17 protein-coding genes and 1 other annotated feature are annotated in these 15,785 nt (G+C 52.0%); of the genes, 7 read left to right on the top strand and 10 right to left on the bottom strand.

Going from position 1 to position 15,785, the window contains the following annotated elements; all coding sequences use genetic code 11:
* Position 1: 1 nt before the first annotated feature.
* The 5 genes from KW829_RS03810 to ugd all read left to right on the top strand — a co-directional run bounded on the left by KW829_RS03810 (position 2) and on the right by ugd (position 5,286).
* Positions 2–1,282 carry a hypothetical protein gene (locus KW829_RS03810; protein ID WP_218307633.1) on the top strand — a complete coding sequence of 427 codons (1,281 nt, stop codon included), beginning with the start codon at positions 2–4 and terminating at the stop codon, positions 1,280–1,282.
* The gene (locus tag KW829_RS03805) at positions 1,272–1,826 is read left to right on the top strand and encodes a DapH/DapD/GlmU-related protein (protein WP_218307632.1); all 555 of its coding nucleotides are present in this window, start codon (positions 1,272–1,274) and stop codon (positions 1,824–1,826) included. The genes KW829_RS03810 and KW829_RS03805 overlap by 11 nt, the downstream gene beginning before the upstream one ends.
* 12 nt (positions 1,827–1,838) lie before the next feature.
* On the top strand, positions 1,839–2,390 hold the full coding sequence (rfbC, locus tag KW829_RS03800) for a dTDP-4-dehydrorhamnose 3,5-epimerase (RefSeq protein WP_218307631.1): 552 nt from the start codon (positions 1,839–1,841) through the stop codon (positions 2,388–2,390).
* Positions 2,391–2,487: 97 nt separating this feature from the next.
* Entirely contained in the window at positions 2,488–3,894 is a 1,407-nt protein-coding gene (gndA, locus tag KW829_RS03795; protein ID WP_218307630.1) for an NADP-dependent phosphogluconate dehydrogenase, read from the top strand.
* 225 nt (positions 3,895–4,119) lie between these two features.
* Positions 4,120–5,286 (top strand): UDP-glucose 6-dehydrogenase, encoded by a 1,167-nt coding sequence (ugd, locus tag KW829_RS03790; protein WP_126816532.1) that lies wholly within the window; start codon positions 4,120–4,122, stop codon positions 5,284–5,286.
* Between the two features lie 52 nt (positions 5,287–5,338).
* Here the strand turns inward: ugd and KW829_RS03785 are convergent, their stop codons facing one another.
* A complete protein-coding gene (locus KW829_RS03785; RefSeq protein WP_218307629.1) occupies positions 5,339–6,343 on the bottom strand; it encodes an NAD-dependent epimerase in 1,005 nt (334 codons plus the stop codon).
* A gap of 191 nt (positions 6,344–6,534) precedes the next feature.
* Between KW829_RS03785 and wzzB the strand changes: the two genes are divergently transcribed.
* Positions 6,535–7,515 (top strand): LPS O-antigen chain length determinant protein WzzB, encoded by a 981-nt coding sequence (wzzB, locus tag KW829_RS03780; RefSeq protein WP_218307628.1) that lies wholly within the window; start codon positions 6,535–6,537, stop codon positions 7,513–7,515.
* Positions 7,516–7,551: 36 nt separating this feature from the next.
* Here wzzB and hisIE read toward each other — a convergent pair whose 3' ends face one another.
* The 9 genes from hisIE to hisL form a co-directional block, all read right to left on the bottom strand.
* A complete protein-coding gene (gene hisIE, locus KW829_RS03775; RefSeq protein ID WP_042716020.1) occupies positions 7,552–8,163 on the bottom strand; it encodes a bifunctional phosphoribosyl-AMP cyclohydrolase/phosphoribosyl-ATP diphosphatase HisIE in 612 nt (203 codons plus the stop codon).
* Entirely contained in the window at positions 8,157–8,933 is a 777-nt protein-coding gene (gene hisF, locus KW829_RS03770) for an imidazole glycerol phosphate synthase subunit HisF (RefSeq protein ID WP_218307627.1), read from the bottom strand. Before hisF ends, hisIE begins: the two co-directional genes overlap by 7 nt.
* Positions 8,915–9,652, bottom strand: coding sequence for a 1-(5-phosphoribosyl)-5-[(5-phosphoribosylamino)methylideneamino]imidazole-4-carboxamide isomerase (gene hisA, locus KW829_RS03765; RefSeq protein ID WP_089600476.1), 738 nt, complete (start codon positions 9,650–9,652; stop codon positions 8,915–8,917). Before hisA ends, hisF begins: the two co-directional genes overlap by 19 nt.
* Complete coding sequence (gene hisH / locus KW829_RS03760) at positions 9,652–10,242, bottom strand: imidazole glycerol phosphate synthase subunit HisH (RefSeq protein ID WP_010432035.1); 591 nt, start codon at positions 10,240–10,242, stop codon at positions 9,652–9,654. Before hisH ends, hisA begins: the two co-directional genes overlap by 1 nt.
* Positions 10,242–11,309: a bifunctional histidinol-phosphatase/imidazoleglycerol-phosphate dehydratase HisB gene (gene hisB / locus KW829_RS03755; RefSeq protein WP_218307626.1), complete on the bottom strand. Its 1,068-nt coding sequence runs from the start codon at positions 11,307–11,309 to the stop codon at positions 10,242–10,244. The genes hisH and hisB overlap by 1 nt, the downstream gene beginning before the upstream one ends.
* The gene (gene hisC / locus KW829_RS03750; protein WP_218307625.1) at positions 11,306–12,367 is read right to left on the bottom strand and encodes a histidinol-phosphate transaminase; all 1,062 of its coding nucleotides are present in this window, start codon (positions 12,365–12,367) and stop codon (positions 11,306–11,308) included. The genes hisB and hisC overlap by 4 nt, the downstream gene beginning before the upstream one ends.
* Positions 12,364–13,668 (bottom strand): histidinol dehydrogenase, encoded by a 1,305-nt coding sequence (gene hisD, locus KW829_RS03745; protein ID WP_218307624.1) that lies wholly within the window; start codon positions 13,666–13,668, stop codon positions 12,364–12,366. The genes hisC and hisD overlap by 4 nt, the downstream gene beginning before the upstream one ends.
* 5 nt (positions 13,669–13,673) lie before the next feature.
* Positions 13,674–14,573 (bottom strand): ATP phosphoribosyltransferase, encoded by a 900-nt coding sequence (hisG, locus tag KW829_RS03740; RefSeq protein WP_028018500.1) that lies wholly within the window; start codon positions 14,571–14,573, stop codon positions 13,674–13,676.
* 45 nt (positions 14,574–14,618) lie between these two features.
* Positions 14,619–14,742, bottom strand: a sequence feature (His leader region).
* Positions 14,718–14,768: a his operon leader peptide gene (gene hisL, locus KW829_RS03735; protein WP_099516347.1), complete on the bottom strand. Its 51-nt coding sequence runs from the start codon at positions 14,766–14,768 to the stop codon at positions 14,718–14,720. It overlaps the preceding feature by 25 nt.
* A gap of 173 nt (positions 14,769–14,941) precedes the next feature.
* Between hisL and KW829_RS03730 the strand changes: the two genes are divergently transcribed.
* Positions 14,942–15,766 (top strand): SDR family oxidoreductase, encoded by an 825-nt coding sequence (locus KW829_RS03730; RefSeq protein WP_042716031.1) that lies wholly within the window; start codon positions 14,942–14,944, stop codon positions 15,764–15,766.
* Positions 15,767–15,785: the final 19 nt, after the last annotated feature.

Here is a 15,785-nt window from a genome sequence, read left to right as displayed (position 1 = left end):
CATGAAGAAAATACTGACTGTTGGTTATTATGCTGATTTTTCCAGATTCTTTAATCAAATCAAATTAGAAACATCAAAGATATCTTCCGACTATACATTTTACCATATTAACCTGCATTTAAGTGGATACATATATTCACTCATGCATAGACAGAAATCGGTATACCTTCCATGGGCATCTAACAGGCATAGATCCAAAGGTGAAGGGAGTATTCAGGAAGATTATGAACGCTTTATTAAGTACCACGTCACTCTAAATCCCGGCATTGACAAAATTAAACTTCAGCAGCAGACTGCAAAGTATTATGATTATTTTGAGGTTTTTTTAAACGACTATCGTCCTGATTTGATAATTGTTAGTGGTGATTCTCGTATGCCCATTGAGGTCCTGCAGTTCATCGCCAGTCAACGTTCAATTGAGGTTTTACATTTCGAACAAGCACCACTTGGACGAACAATTTTAGATTCCAGGGGAGTTAATGCAAATTGTTCATGTAGAGATGTAGGTGCACTTGATTTAAATAAAGTTAATGAAACGGATGAAATCAAGCCCTATAAAGAAACCAAATGGGATGGTTATAAAAAATACAGATTTATTGATATTTTTATCGAGAAATTTTTGCCTTTCATGCAACCTATTGAACATATCAGGCCAAAGCGCAACATTGTAGATAAAAAATTATATCATAGCCTGCAATTGAGTCGATTTTCTCAAAATGATGCTCTCAACAAGGACGTTTATCTTCTCGTCCTGCAGGTTCCTGATGATGTTAACATGATTTATCATAGTCCGTATTTTTCTAATCACTATGAAATTGTCAAAGCTGTACACCGAGCTCTTCCTGAGGGCAGTGTTCTGGTCGTTCGTGAACACCCATTATTTAAGCAACTCTACGAGCCAGAATTGTACACTTATATCAATGAACATATTGACGTGTTCTTTGATTGTTCCGCTCGTCTTTTCGATGCAATGAATACTGCTAATGTTGTGGTAGTTAATAACTCAACTGTGGGTCTAGAATCTATTGAAATTGGTAAGCCTGTGGTCATCTTGGGTAATGCCTATTATGATCAATTCCCATTATGTTTTAAATACAAGGGTGAGAATCTGGAACAACTTCTTGTTGATGCTTCATGCGAATCGACACAAGAAGATTTAATGCTCAGGAAAAAATATTTGGTTTATCTTTTTAATCATTACTTTACTCCGGGACACTTCAGGGACTTAAACGGTCCTGCTCCTGCAAATATTGCTAAATGGATATCTGAAAATGTACATTAAAGTACTTTGGCTTATACGTAACTTTTTTTATAGAATATTATTCTTTAAAAAAGCAGGGCTATATGGTTACATCGGCAAGCCAATCTATTTTACAGGCCTGAGAAACGTCAGTGTAGGAAAAAAATTTAGGCTCTATCCGATGTGGCGTTTCGAAATATTAGACTCAGGCACGGTAACAATTGAGGACGATGTTTCGATAGGTCAATTTTTTCATCTGGTATCCTTGGGCAGCGAATTAGTGATAAAAAAGGGTACCGTTATCTCTGCAGATGTTCTGATCACTAATTCTGACCATCGTTTTATGGAGATTGATGTTCCTATCTATCGGCAACCTATGAATAATAAAATCACTATGATAGGAGAGAACTGTTTTATTGGCGCAGGTGCGAAGATTCTGGCGGGAACGACGTTAGGTAAACAATGCATTGTTGGTGCCAATTCAGTGGTGAAAGGCAATTTCCCTGATTATTGCGTAATCTCTGGAATTCCCGCTAAAATTATTAAAAAATATGATATTGAATCTGAACAATGGTTAACTGTTTAATCTGGAGATAGTATGTTAGTGCATGACACTTCCGTTGCTGGTTGTAAAATCATTGAACCTAAGGTTTTCGGTGATGAACGTGGTTTTTTTTTAGAAGTATTTGAACAAAAACGCTACGCTGAAATTCTTGGGGATGATATCTCTTTTGTGCAGGATAACTCTTCTCGCTCCAGAAAAAATGTATTGCGTGGATTACATTTTCAAAAGACCTTTCCTCAGGGGAAACTTGTTCGTGTTGTGCGTGGCGAAGTATTTGATGTTGCGGTTGATATTCGCCCAGACTCACCGACCTTTGGCAAATGGGAAGGGGTGCTTCTTTCTGAAAGCAACAAAAAGCAATTCTGGATCCCGCCTGGTTTAGCACATGGCTTCCTGGTTTTATCCGAATTAGCTGATTTTGAATATAAATGCACCGATTACTATCATCCGGAAGATGAAGCCTGCTTGATCTGGAATGACCCGGATGTAGGGATTGCCTGGCCTGCATCGGAACCGTTGTTGTCGGAGAAAGACGCAAAGGGACTTTTACTAAAAGAGCTTTTATCAACGATAAAAACTAAATAGCCTATTTCGTGTTTTCCGGTCATGATAGGTTATCATAGCGATTTGTGTTGAATCATTTTTTTAATGTGCAGTAAAAAACACCTGACAGGAGTATGTAATGTCCAAGCAACAGATCGGCGTTGTCGGTATGGCAGTGATGGGGCGCAACCTGGCGCTCAACATCGAAAGCCGTGGTTATACCGTCTCCGTTTTCAACCGCTCCCGTGAAAAAACCGAAGAAGTGATTGCCGAGAACCCGGGCAAAAAACTGGTTCCTTTCTATACGGTTAAAGAGTTTGTTGAGTCCCTGGAAACGCCTCGTCGTATCCTGTTAATGGTGAAAGCAGGCGCAGGTACAGATGCAGCGATCGACTCTCTGAAACCTTACCTGGATAAAGGCGACATCATCATTGATGGCGGCAACACTTTCTACCATGACACTATTCGTCGTAACCGTGAACTGTCAGCAGAAGGCTTTAATTTCATTGGTACCGGTGTTTCCGGTGGCGAAGAGGGTGCCCTGAAAGGCCCATCTATCATGCCTGGCGGCCAGAAAGAAGCGTATGAACTGGTTGCGCCAATCCTGACAAAAATTGCAGCGGTTGCTGAAGACGGCGAACCATGCGTTACCTATATAGGTGCAGATGGTGCGGGTCACTACGTTAAGATGGTTCACAACGGCATCGAATACGGCGATATGCAGCTGATCGCTGAAGCGTACTCCCTACTGAAAGGCGGCCTGAACCTCTCTAACGAAGAACTGGCTGAAACCTTCACTGACTGGAATAAAGGTGAGCTGAACAGCTACCTGATCGACATCACCAAAGATATCTTCACCAAGAAAGATGAAGACGGTAAATACCTGGTTGATGTGATTTTGGACGAAGCGGCGAACAAAGGTACTGGTAAATGGACCAGCCAGAGTTCTCTGGATCTGGGCGAGCCTCTGTCCCTGATCACTGAGTCTGTGTTTGCGCGTTACATTTCCTCTCTCAAAGAGCAGCGCGTTGCCGCTTCAAAAGTACTGTCTGGCCCTCAGGCCAAGCCAGCTGGTGATAAAGCTGAATTCGTTGAGAAAGTTCGTCGTGCGCTGTATCTGGGTAAAATCGTCTCTTATGCACAAGGTTTCTCTCAGCTGCGTGCCGCTTCAGACGAAAACAACTGGGATCTGAACTACGGCGAAATCGCGAAGATCTTCCGTGCTGGTTGCATTATCCGCGCTCAGTTCCTGCAGAAAATTACTGATGCGTACGCTGAAAATGCCGGTATCGCGAATCTGCTGCTGGCACCGTACTTCAAGAAAATCGCTGACGAATACCAGCAGGCGCTGCGTGACGTGGTTGCTTACGCTGTGCAGAACGGTATCCCTGTTCCGACCTTCTCCGCTGCGGTGGCGTACTATGACAGCTACCGTGCTGCCGTACTGCCAGCGAACCTGATTCAGGCACAGCGTGATTACTTCGGTGCGCATACGTATAAACGTACCGATAAAGACGGTGTATTCCATACCGAATGGATGGAATAATTTAATCAACTGGCTGTGAACATAACCCGGAGAATTCTCCGGGTTTTTTTTATTCTGAAAATGGCGATTTTTTTCGAAGAAGTCTGAATGTCAGCCCACTCATAGGGATTACTCCTGGTTTGCCTTGACAGTTCTGTTGGCAAGGAGGTACAAAGCCCAACAGTCAGGTTCATCGCGATGGTCAGGCGGCCATCAATACAGTTAACTCACAGAAGTCATTAGCGAATGAAAATAACTATTTCCGGAACAGGCTATGTTGGTCTTTCAAACGGCATTCTAATTGCTCAGAATCATGAAGTGGTTGCACTGGACATCGTGCAGGCCAAAGTGGATATGCTCAACCAGAAGAAGTCCCCGATTGTTGATAAGGAAATACAGGATTATCTCTCAAATAAGTCGCTGAATTTCCGTGCCACGACTGACAAAGAAGACGCCTACCGCGACGCTGATTTCGTCATCATCGCCACACCAACGGATTACGACCCTAAAACCAACTACTTCAACACCTCAACCGTAGAAGCGGTGATCAAAGATGTTATCGCAATCAACCCAAAAGCGGTGATGATCATCAAATCGACCATTCCGGTAGGCTTCACCAAATCGATTAAAGAAGAGTTGGGTATTGATAATGTCTTCTTCTCGCCAGAGTTTCTGCGCGAGGGCAGGGCGTTATACGATAACCTGCACCCATCCCGTATCGTGATCGGTGAGCGCTCTGAGCGTGCGGAACGTTTTGCCGCACTGCTCCAGGAAGGCGCAATCAAGAAAGATATTCCGGTACTGTTCACTGACTCTACCGAAGCCGAGGCGATCAAGCTCTTCGCCAATACCTATCTGGCAATGCGCGTGGCCTACTTCAACGAGCTGGACAGCTATGCAGAGAGTCTGGGCCTGAACACCCGCCAGATCATCGAAGGCGTGTGCCTCGACCCGCGTATCGGCAACCATTACAACAACCCGTCATTTGGCTACGGCGGTTACTGTCTGCCAAAAGATACCAAGCAGCTGCTGGCAAACTATCAGGCGGTGCCAAACAACCTGATTTCCGCGATTGTCGATGCCAACCGCACGCGTAAAGACTTCATCTCTGATTCTATCCTTGCGCGTCAGCCGAAAGTGGTGGGCGTCTATCGTCTGATCATGAAGAGCGGCTCTGATAACTTCCGCGCTTCTTCTATTCAGGGGATCATGAAGCGTATTAAGGCGAAAGGCGTGCAGGTCATTATCTATGAACCCGCGATGCAGGAAGACGAGTTCTTCCACTCCCGCGTGGTTCGCGATCTGGACGCTTTCAAGAAAGAAGCGGATGTGATTATCTCGAACCGCATGGCGGAAGAGCTGGCAGACGTGGCGGATAAGGTTTATACCCGCGATCTGTTTGGTAGCGACTAATCTCCCGTCTACCGCACATAAAAAACCCGGCTCATGCGCCGGGTTTTTTGTATTAAACCTTATAGAAATTACGGTACCAGTCGACAAAGTTCTTCACTCCGTCTTTTACCGAGGTCTGCGGTTTAAAACCAATCACGTCATATAACGCCTTCGTATCGGCGCTGGTTTCCAGCACGTCACCGGGCTGGATGGGCATCATGTTTTTCTCTGCCACTTTACCTAACGCGTCTTCCAGCGCGGTAATGTAATCCATCAGCTCGACAGGCGAGCTGTTGCCGATGTTGTAGACGCGATATGGTGCGGAGCTGGTCGCTGGCGACCCGGTCTCGACGGTCCAGTTCGCATCGGCCCGAGGGATCACATCTTGCAGGCGGATGATCGCTTCTGCGATATCATCGATGTAGGTGAAGTCACGTTTCATCTTGCCGTAGTTGTAGACATCAATACTCTTGCCTTCAATCATCGCTTTGGTGAACTTAAACAGCGCCATGTCCGGGCGTCCCCATGGACCGTACACCGTAAAGAAGCGAAGCCCGGTTGTCGGCAGGTTGTAGAGATGCGAGTAAGTGTGCGACATCAGCTCATTGGCTTTTTTGGTCGCCGCGTACAGTGAAACCGGGTGATCCACTGAGTCGTCAGTTGAGAACGGCATCTTACGGTTCAGGCCGTAAACGGAGCTGGAAGAAGCATACAGGAGGTGCTGAACCTTGTTATGGCGGCAACCTTCCAGCACGTTGAGATGGCCAACCAGGTTAGCATCTGCGTAGGCGTGTGGGTTTTCCAGCGAGTAGCGTACGCCCGCTTGAGCGGCCAGATGGATCACACGGTCAAATTTCTCGTTGGCGAAAAGCGTGGCCATACCTTCACGGTCGGCCAAATCCAGCTTGTGGAAGGTGAAATTATCGGAGTTGAGCAGATCCAGACGTGCCAGCTTTAGGTTCGGATCATAATAGTCATTCAGATTATCAATACCGACGACCTGATGACCTGCGTCCAGTAGTCGCTTGCTGACATGTGAACCGATAAAGCCTGCTGCGCCCGTTACCAAAAATTTCATATCTTTCCTCGTTAACGCTTCGTTCTTGTTGATGCCTGAGGCATCAGAATTTGTCTATGATAGCGCGTAGCGCATAAGTTACATAACCCATCTTTCCGATATAACTCATCGAATTCCTATAGAAAAATCCGCAACAAGAGATAAACTACGTAAACATAATTTTTTTGCCCTTTTCATCTGTTAGGGATTGTATGACACAAAACAACAATAGCCTGGTCACTCGCAGTACTGACCCGGAGCAAATTGATTTACTTGATTTAGTGCTGCAACTTTGGCGCGGAAAGTGGGTAATAGGGGCGTTTGTCGCTGTTTTTATCGTATTGGCAGGCGTATACATCACGGTAGCAAAAGAGAAATGGACCTCATCTGCTATCATTGCCCAGCCCGATGCGGCTCAGATTGCCACTTATGCGAATGCGTTGAATATCCTTTATGGCAGTGCTGCGCCCTCAATGCTTGACATTCAGAGTCGTGCGATCGGACGTTTTAATTCATCCTTTTCTGCTTTAGCTCAAGCACTTGATAATCAGGAAGAACCAGAGAAACTGACCATTGAGCCTACAGTCAAAGGTCAACCATTACCATTAACCGTATCCTATCAGGGCGAATCTGCCGAAGCGGCTCAGAAGCAACTCGCGCAGTATATCCAGCGGATTGACGAGCTAACCGCAAAAGAACTGACGCTTGACCTTCGAGACAATATCAAGCAGCAGATCAACACTCTGAATGACTCTCTGGAAAACCAGGAGAAGGTTTCTCAAGAGCAGAAAGATCTGCGTATCAAACAGATCACCGAGGCGCTTAAAAACGCCGAAGCCGCAAAAATCACGACGCCGCAGATTCAGCAAACCCAGGATGTAACCCAGGAAACGATGTTCCTTCTGGGTAGCGAAGCGCTGAAGTCGATGATTGATAACGAAGCTTCTCGTCCGTTGGTCTTCTCTGGTGCGTACTACCAGACCAAACAAAATTTGCTTGATATTCAAAATCTGAACGTAAATCCAGACACCGTTCACGTTTATCGTTACGTCATGAAACCGGATCTTCCTATCCGTCGCGATAGCCCCAAAAAAGCCATCACCCTGATTCTAGCCGTACTGCTGGGCGGGATTATCGGTTCTGGTGTAGTACTGGGCCGCAACGCGCTGCGTAACTACAAGCCAAAAGCCTGAGCAGACAAAAAAAGACCGGGTTTCCCCGGTCTTTTTTTATTTATGGCGCTTACGTAAGTTCTCAATCACCGCCGTTAAATCCAGCTCCTGATCCTGCAGCAGCACCAGCAGGTGGTACATCAAATCCGATGCCTCGTTAGTCAGCTCGTCCCGGTCATGCACCGTCGCCGCCAGCGCCGTTTCGACGCCTTCTTCGCCCACTTTCTGCGCTATGCGCTTGGTTCCGCTGGCGTACAGCTTCGCGGTATACGAACTTTCAGGGTCAGCCGTTTTACGTTCAGCCAGAAGCTGCTCAAGCTGGTAAAGGAACAGCCACTGGTGGCTCGCCTCACCAAAGCAGCTGCTGGTCCCTTTGTGGCACGTCGGGCCAATCGGATTTGCCAGCACCAGCAGGGTATCGTTATCACAGTCAGGGGTAATGCTGACCACGTTCAGGAAATGACCGGAGGTTTCGCCTTTGGTCCACAGGCGTTGTTTGGTGCGCGAGAAAAAGGTCACCTTACCGCTGTCGAGCGTTTTTGCCAGCGCGTCCTGGTTCATATACCCCAGCATCAGCACTTCACCTGAAACAGCATGCTGTACAACTACCGGCAATAATCCGTCAGTCTTTTCCCAGTCCAGCTGCGCCTGTTGTTGCTCTGTTAACATACCCTAATCTCCACGCCCTGGTCGGCCAGGTACGTTTTTAACTCACCAATATTGATAATTTGTTTGTGGAACACGGACGCGGCCAGCGCGCCGTCCACGTTCGCATCGCGGAAGGCTTCCAGGAAGTGCGCCATGGTGCCTGCGCCGCCGGAGGCGATCAGCGGCACATGGCACAAGGCGCGCACTTTTTTCAGCTGCTCCAGGTCATAGCCGTTACGCACGCCGTCCTGGTTCATCATGTTCAGGACAATCTCGCCCGCGCCGCGCTTCTGCACTTCCTGCACCCAGTCCAGCGTCTCCCACTGGGTGACGCGGGTGCGGCTTTCGTCGCCCGTGTACTGGTTAACGTGGTACTTTCCGGTGGTATCGTCAAACCAGGTGTCGATACCGACCACAATACACTGCACGCCAAAGCGATCGGCCAGGCGGGTGATGAGTTCCGGATCGGCCAGCGCAGGGGAGTTGATGGAAATTTTATCCGCGCCAAACGAGAGAATTTTGGCCGCGTCGTCAGCGGATTTGATTCCACCCGCCACGCAGAACGGGATGTCGATCACTTCTGCCACGCGTGCGACCCAGCTTTTGTCGACCACGCGTCCATCGCTGGAGGCGGTGATGTCATAAAATACCAGCTCATCGGCACCTTCATCGGCATAGCGTTTCGCCAGCGGAACGATGTCGCCAATGATCTCGTGGTTGCGGAACTGCACGCCTTTCACCACCTGGCCGTCACGTACGTCCAGGCAAGGGATTATCCGTTTTGCCAGCATTGAATCGCCTCCGTCACCGTAAATTTGCCTTCCAGTAAGGCCCGTCCCACAATCACGCCCTGCACACCGGTGCCGCGCAGCGCGGCCACGTCGCCAATATCACCGATACCGCCAGAAGACTGGAACGCCACCTGCGGATAACGCGCGCAGACCTCTTCGTATAATGAAACGTTAGAGCCGGCCAGCGTGCCATCGCGGGAGATATCCGTGCACAGCACGTGCTTCAGGCCGACAGGAAGATAAATATCTACCAGCTCTTCCAGCGTTACGCCGGAGTTTTCCTGCCAGCCGCTAACGGCAACCTGCTTGTTACCCTGTTCATCAATGCGAACGTCCAGCGCCAGCACCAGCGCATCGGCGCCGAAGCGACGGAACCAGCCCTTCACCGTATCAGGATCTTTCACGGCGGTAGAACCGACCACCACGCGCGCCACGCCCGCGTCCAGCAGGGCGGCAACATCGTCTTCCGTACGCACGCCGCCGCCAACCTGCACAGGGACATCCACGCCGGCAACCAGCTTTTTGAGCAGAGGGATCTGGCGTTTCGCCGGATCTTTCGCGCCCGTCAGGTCGACCAGGTGCAGCACCTCAGCGCCCTGCGCCGCATAGTCCTGCAGGCGCGGCAGCGGGTCGTTACCGTAGTCGCGCTGCTGGCCGTAATCGCCCTGGTGGAGACGAACAACCGTGCCGTCAATTAAATCTAAAGCGGGAATAATCATCACATCTCCAGGAAGTTTTTCAGCAGCTGTGCGCCCGCGGCACCAGAGCGTTCCGGGTGAAACTGCACACCGTAAAAATTATCTTTCTGTACCGCTGCGGTAAACGCCTCGCCGTAGTTGCACTGGGCAATGGTGTTCGCGTTCACCGGCATGGCGTAGCTGTGGACGAAGTAAAAGTACGCGCCGTCTTCGATGCCGCGAAACAGCCGGTCGCCCGCTTTGGCGTAAACGCGATTCCAGCCCATGTGCGGCAGCGGTAAACCGTGGTCGTTCATTTTCGGCACGTCTTCGTCAATAATGCCCAGCAGGTCGACGCCGTTGCTCTCTTCGCTGCGGCGGCCCAGGATCTGCATACCCAGGCAAATGCCGAGCACCGGTTGGGTACAGGCTTTGATCAGATCGACCAGCTCGCGTTCGCGGATCTGATCCATCGCCGCCTGCGCGGTGCCCACGCCGGGTAAAAAGAGTTTGTCGGCGCGCAGCACCACGTCCGGGTCACGGCTCACCACCGGCTCGTAGCCGTGGCGGGCAATCGCCGACTTCACGGAGTTCAGGTTGGCGCATCCGGTATCCAGAATCACCACGTTCATTACAACACTCCTTTCGACGAGGGAAGGGCGTCACCTTCAACGCGGATCGCCTGGCGCAGCGTACGACCAAAGGCTTTGAACAGGCTCTCCACGCGGTGGTGATCGTTCTTGCCTTTGGTTTTCAGGTGCAGCGTCAGGCCCATAGTGTAAGTGAGCGAACGGAAGAAGTGCTCCACCATTTCGGTGCTGAGATCGCCTACGCGCTGGTAGGTGAAATCGGCTTTATATTCCAGGTGCGGGCGACCCGAGATGTCCATGGCGCAGCGTGCCAGGCACTCGTCCATCGGCAGGACGAAGCCGAAACGGTTGATGCCGCGTTTGTCACCGAGCGCCAGCTTCAGGGCTTCGCCCAGCGCCAGGCCGGTGTCTTCCACGGTGTGGTGATCGTCAATGTAAAGGTCGCCTTTTACCGTAATTTCCATGCGGAAACCGCCGTGGGTCGCAATCTGGTCCAGCATGTGGTCAAAGAATCCGACGCCGGTGTGGATCTTGCTGCCGCCTTCACGGTCCAGCCAGACCTTCACATCAATCTGCGTCTCTTTGGTGTTGCGCTCAACGTGTGAGTAACGGTCGCGTTTGGTCAGCTGTTCGCCAATCTTAGCCCAGTTGAGATCGCTGCTGCTGTAACGCAGGCCCGCGATACCCATGTTTTCAGCGAGGGTGATGTCGGTGGCGCGATCGCCAATCACATAGCTGTTGGCTTTATCGAGCGCTTCTTCCGCCAGATAACGCTCAACCAGCTTCACTTTCGGTTTACGGCAGTCGCACTCGTCGGCTGGCAGGTGAGGGCAAATCAGCACGTCATCAAACGCCACGCCCTGCGAGGTGAGGATCTGCATCATCAGGTTATGCGGGCCGTCGAAGTCGGGCTGCGGGAAGCTGTCCGTACCCAGCCCGTCCTGATTGGTGATCATCACCAGCTTAAAGCCAGCCTTCTGCAGTTTGAGCAGAACCGGGATTACGTCGGGTTCAAAAGCCAGCTTGTCGAAACGATCGACCTGAAAATCGGTAGGTGGCTCCGAAATGAGGGTGCCGTCACGATCGATAAAGAGATACTTCTGACTCATACTTTCTCCGCTTTCAGGGCGTCAATCACGCGCTGGCTCTCTGCACGGGTGCCGACGGTAATACGCAGGCAGCCGCTTAAGGATGGTTGTTTATTTTGGTCTCGTAAGATAATGCCTTGATCCCATAAAGATTTAAATACGGAGCTTGAGGCTGTAAAGCGCACCAGAATGTAGTTGGTTTCAGAGTCAAACACCTGCTCTACGCAGGGGATCGCTTTCAGGGCCGTCACCAGGTACTGACGCTCTTCCAGAATTTGCGCCACGCGTTCACGCATGGCGTTGATACCCTGCGGCGCCAGCGCCTGTGCGGCAATGTCGGCAACCGGCGTGGAGAGCGGGTAAGGCGCAATAACTTTCAGCAGCAGGTCGATGACCTCTTTATTGGCCAGCGTAAAGCCGCAGCGCAGACCGGCGAGGGCGAAAGCCTTCGACAGCGTACGCAGCACCACCAGGTGCGGGTACTCTTCAATCCAGCCTGCCAGCGTCGCCTGCGGGCAGAATTCAATATAGGCTTCATCCGCCACCACCAGCGCCTTGCCGCGGGTCATTTCCAGCAGGGTACGAATATCCTGCGGGTTGATAATCTGGCCGGTCGGGTTATTTGGGCTGCAGACGAAGACCACCTTCACGTCGTCGAGGTTGTCGGCGATACCCTGCAGATCGAGCTGCCAGTCTTCCAGGGACAGCACGTTGCGGCACGCCACGCCGAAGGTTTCCGCGCTGACGCTGTACATGCCGTAAGTAGGCTGACAGTACATCACCGCATCTTTACCTGGCTCGCAGAACGCGCGGATCAGCAGTTCAATACCTTCATCCGCGCCGCGGCTGACCAGCACCTGCTCCGGCTTCAGGCCCGCATACTGGGCGTAGTTTTCGATAACCGCTTTCGGCTGGCACTCCGGATAGCGGTTCAGCGTTTGCTGCGACAGCTCGAACTGCACCGCCGTCGGAAATTCGTTGGCGTTCAGCCAGACATCGCCGTTACCACCCAGGCGACGGGCAGACTGATACGGAGTCAGTCGACGGACATTTTCGCGGGCTAATTCTTCAATATTCATGTTTGCTCCTTCAGGGCGGCAACGCGCAGCGTCACGGCATTTTTGTGGGCGGTCAGGCGCTCGGCGGCGGCCAGGGTTTCAATGGTGGAAGCCAGTGATGCAAACCCCTCGCGGGAGAGTTCCTGTACGGTCATCCGTTTCTGGAAATCCGCCAGGCCCAGGCTTGAGCAGGTGGAGGTGTAACCATATGTCGGCAGCACGTGGTTGGTGCCGGAGGCGTAATCGCCCGCGGACTCCGGTGACCAGTCACCGAGGAACACCGAGCCCGCGCTGGAGATGCTGTCGACCAGATCGCGCGCGTTGCGGGTCTGAATGATCAGGTGCTCGGGACCGTACTGGTTAGAGATGGCAATACACTGGTCGAGATCGCGCGCCACGATCAGGCGGCTGGCGGACAACGCCTGGCGTGCGGTTTCGGCACGCGGCAGGTCCGCAAGCTGGCGCTCAACGGCTTCGCCTACGCGTTTCGCCATATCGGCATCCGGCGTCAGCAGGATGACCTGCGAGTCCGGGCCGTGCTCGGCCTGAGAAAGCAGGTCGGACGCCACGAAATCCGGCGTTGCGCCGCTGTCGGCAATGACCAGCACTTCAGACGGACCGGCTGGCATGTCAATTGCCGCGCCGTCAAGACGCTGGCTGACCTGGCGCTTGGCTTCGGTCACAAAGGCATTGCCCGGGCCAAAAATCTTGTCAACCTTCGGGATGGACTCTGTGCCAAAGGCCAGCGCGGAAATTGCCTGCGCACCGCCCACGTTAAACACCTCCTGCACGCCGCACAGTTTCGCGGCGTAAAGGATCTCGTCGGCAATCGGCGGTGGCGAGCAGAGCACCACTTTCTGACACCCGGCGATACGCGCAGGGGTAGCCAGCATGAGTACGGTGGAAAACAGTGGGGCAGAGCCGCCAGGGATATAAAGGCCGACTGATGCAACCGGGCGCGTCACCTGCTGGCAGCGCACGCCGGGCAGGGTTTCCACATCAACGGTCTGTAATTTCTGCGCGGTGTGGAAGGTATCAATGTTTTCCACCGCGACGGCCATCGCCTGTTTGATCTCGTCACCAAGACGGCTTTCCGCTGCCGCGATTTCCTCTTCGGTGACCCTTAACGCGCCAACCTCGGTTTTATCAAACTTCGCGCTGTATTCACGCAGCGCATCGTCGCCACGGGTTTTGACGTTGTTGAGGATCTCGGCCACGGTACGGGTAATGCTTTCCGACGCGGAAATCGCCGGACGCATCAGCAGCTCGCGCTGTTGTGCGTCGCTACAGTTATTCCAGTCGATGATTGTGTTAAAGCTCATGGGCATTACTCCATCATCTTCTCAATTGGCAGCACCAGAATAGAGCTTGCGCCCAGGGCCTTCAGCTTTTCCATGGTTTCCCAGAACAGGGTTTCGCTGCTCACCATGTGCATCGCTACGCGCTGCTGATCGCCCGCCAGCGGCAGAATGGTTGGACGCTCCGCACCCGGCAGCAGGGCAATCACTTCGTCCAGGCGCTCGGTCGGCGCGTGCATCATGATGTATTTGGATTCACGCGCCTGAATCACACCCTGAATACGGGTCAGCAGTTTGTCGATGAGCTGCTGCTTGGCGTCGGCCATGTCGCCGTCGCGCTGAATCAGGCAGGCTTTGGAGCGGTAGATAACCTCCACTTCGCGCAGACCGTTCGCTTCCAGCGTCGCGCCGGTAGAGACCAGGTCACAAATGGCGTCAGCCAGACCCGCACGGGGTGCTACTTCAACAGAGCCGTTCAGGAGGCAGGATTTAAACTGCACGCCTTTCTGGTCGAGGTAACGCTTTAACAGGTGAGGGTAAGAGGTGGCGATACGTTTGCCGTTCAGCGCAGCCGGGCCGTCCCACGCTTCATCGACCGGCGTAGCCAGCGACAGGCGGCAGCCGCCGAAGTCCAGACGACGCAGGGTGAAGTAACGCGGGTCTTCGCCCTGCGCGCGGCGGGTCAGCAGCTCTTCTTCCAGCACGTTTTCGCCGATGATGCCGAGATCAACGACGCCATCCATCACCAGGCCAGGAATATCGTCATCACGCACGCGCAGAATATCGATAGGCATATTTTCAGCCAGGGCAATCAGGCGCTGGGTGTGCAGGTTGATTTTAATCCCGCAGCGGGCCAGCAGTTCGCGTGAATCGTCACTCAAACGGCCTGATTTTTGAATAGCTATGCGTAAACGTGAGTTATCTAACATTCTTTATTCCTCGTTAACCTGTTTTTACCTGTCTGAATGCGGTCCAAAAAAAAGCCCCCGGAAGATGATCTTCCGGGGGCTTTCTCTTGCGTTCGCGCACCACTGGAAGATCCAAACGTCTTCCAGCACACATCGCCTGAAAGACTAGTCAGGATGATGGTGGTGATGGTGGTTTTTAAATGGAACGCGTGTCATATAAATTCTCGTTGAATGCTTATGCATCTGATGTCTTTTAACCTAAACCACTTGCCCGGGAGATTGCAAGGGCTTTTTGTGATCATTAATTCATTTCATATTGATGCTATGAATTGTGTGTTCTGCCGGGCTGGCGTAGCCTTAATACAAGCATGTGTAAGCGGAGAGTTTTCATGAAAAAGGTCGCGATTGTCGGTTTAGGATGGTTAGGAATGCCGCTGGCGATGTCATTAGCCGCGAAAGGCTGGCAGGTGACCGGGAGCAAAACCACGTCGGATGGGGTAGAAGCCGCACGCATGTGTGGCATCGAGGGCGTTGAGCTGCGCCTTGAGCCCGAACTGGTTTGTGATGCTGACGATCTGGATGCGCTGATGGATGTCGATGCGCTGGTTATTACCTTACCCGCCCGTCGCAGCGGGCCGGGAGAGTCTTTTTATCTCCAGGCGATGCAGGAGATTGTCGACAGCGCGCTGGCGCATCACATCCCGCGCATCATTTTCACCAGTTCCACCTCAGTCTACGGTGACGTTGAGGGGACGGTGAAGGAAAACAGTGAACGTCAACCGGTAACCGCGAGTGGTCGCGTGCTGAAAGAGCTGGAGGACTGGCTGCATAACCTGCCGGGCACTCAGGTAGATATCCTGCGTCTGGCCGGGCTGGTGGGGCCGGGCCGTCATCCAGGACGGTTCTTTGCCGGAAAATCGGCTCCGGATGGACAACATGGCGTCAATCTCGTCCATCTTGAGGATGTTATTGGGGCAATTGAGCTGCTATTACAGGCTCCGAAGGGTGGGCACATCTATAATATATGTGCACCCTCTCATCCATCGAGAAGTACCTTCTACCCGCTGATGGCTCGTCAATTGGGTCTGGCTCCGCCAGTCTTTGGCGATGCGAAAGGGGAAGGGAAAGGCAAAATTGTTGATGGCAATCGTATTTGTCATGAACTGGGATTTGAATATCAGTATCCCGATCCGCTGGTGATGCCCATGGAATAATGCCATCAGCGGAGACGAT

It is taken from the genome of Enterobacter sp. ENT02 (assembly GCF_019219165.1).
GTDB lineage: Bacteria > Pseudomonadota > Gammaproteobacteria > Enterobacterales > Enterobacteriaceae > Enterobacter > Enterobacter mori.
The sequence above is the reverse complement of the archived record's forward strand: the minus strand, read 5'-3'. Positions and strand labels throughout refer to the sequence as shown.

What these genes read in the sequence shown, in the direction of transcription:
- KW829_RS03810 (WP_218307633.1), top strand. Translation starts at nt 2, where the DNA reads ATGAAGAAAATACTGACTGTTGGTTATTATGCTGATTTTTCCAGATTC.
- KW829_RS03805 (WP_218307632.1), top strand. Translation starts at nt 1,272, where the DNA reads ATGTACATTAAAGTACTTTGGCTTATACGTAACTTTTTTTATAGAATA.
- rfbC (WP_218307631.1), top strand. Translation starts at nt 1,839, where the DNA reads ATGTTAGTGCATGACACTTCCGTTGCTGGTTGTAAAATCATTGAACCT.
- gndA (WP_218307630.1), top strand. Translation starts at nt 2,488, where the DNA reads ATGTCCAAGCAACAGATCGGCGTTGTCGGTATGGCAGTGATGGGGCGC.
- ugd (WP_126816532.1), top strand. Translation starts at nt 4,120, where the DNA reads ATGAAAATAACTATTTCCGGAACAGGCTATGTTGGTCTTTCAAACGGC.
- KW829_RS03785 (WP_218307629.1), bottom strand. Translation starts at nt 6,343, where the DNA reads ATGAAATTTTTGGTAACGGGCGCAGCAGGCTTTATCGGTTCACATGTC.
- wzzB (WP_218307628.1), top strand. Translation starts at nt 6,535, where the DNA reads ATGACACAAAACAACAATAGCCTGGTCACTCGCAGTACTGACCCGGAG.
- hisIE (WP_042716020.1), bottom strand. Translation starts at nt 8,163, where the DNA reads ATGTTAACAGAGCAACAACAGGCGCAGCTGGACTGGGAAAAGACTGAC.
- hisF (WP_218307627.1), bottom strand. Translation starts at nt 8,933, where the DNA reads ATGCTGGCAAAACGGATAATCCCTTGCCTGGACGTACGTGACGGCCAG.
- hisA (WP_089600476.1), bottom strand. Translation starts at nt 9,652, where the DNA reads ATGATTATTCCCGCTTTAGATTTAATTGACGGCACGGTTGTTCGTCTC.
- hisH (WP_010432035.1), bottom strand. Translation starts at nt 10,242, where the DNA reads ATGAACGTGGTGATTCTGGATACCGGATGCGCCAACCTGAACTCCGTG.
- hisB (WP_218307626.1), bottom strand. Translation starts at nt 11,309, where the DNA reads ATGAGTCAGAAGTATCTCTTTATCGATCGTGACGGCACCCTCATTTCG.
- hisC (WP_218307625.1), bottom strand. Translation starts at nt 12,367, where the DNA reads ATGAATATTGAAGAATTAGCCCGCGAAAATGTCCGTCGACTGACTCCG.
- hisD (WP_218307624.1), bottom strand. Translation starts at nt 13,668, where the DNA reads ATGAGCTTTAACACAATCATCGACTGGAATAACTGTAGCGACGCACAA.
- hisG (WP_028018500.1), bottom strand. Translation starts at nt 14,573, where the DNA reads ATGTTAGATAACTCACGTTTACGCATAGCTATTCAAAAATCAGGCCGT.
- KW829_RS03730 (WP_042716031.1), top strand. Translation starts at nt 14,942, where the DNA reads ATGAAAAAGGTCGCGATTGTCGGTTTAGGATGGTTAGGAATGCCGCTG.